Below are 245 nucleotides of genomic sequence, written 5' to 3'. Positions count from 1 at the left end.
AGAAAGGAAGGGGAGGGAAGGGAGGAGGAAGGAAAAGAAGGAAAGAAAGAGGAGGGGGGGAAGGGGAGGAGAAAGGGGGGGAAGGAAGGAGGAGGGGAAGGAAGGGAAAGGAAGAAAAAGGAGAAAGGGAAGAGGGGAGGGGAGGGGAGAGAGAAAAAAAAAAAGGGAGAAAAAAAGAGCGAAAGGAGGAAAAAGGAGAAGGGGGGTAGAAACAGCGCGACTTGAGCTCAAACCACACCTTATGT

At 51.4% G+C, this 245-nt stretch carries 1 protein-coding gene; it reads left to right on the top strand.

Annotated elements, in window-relative coordinates; all coding sequences use genetic code 11:
* Nucleotides 1–209: hypothetical protein (locus tag AB1471_RS19110; RefSeq protein WP_367781036.1), on the top strand; the 209-nt coding region annotated here is incomplete at its 5' end.
* Nucleotides 210–245 lie beyond the last annotated feature (36 nt).

It is taken from the genome of Jeotgalibacillus marinus, from assembly GCF_040801915.1.
In the GTDB taxonomy this organism is placed as follows: Bacteria; Bacillota; Bacilli; order Bacillales; family Jeotgalibacillaceae; genus Jeotgalibacillus; species Jeotgalibacillus marinus.
This window is presented reverse-complemented; position numbering and strand designations above follow the sequence as displayed.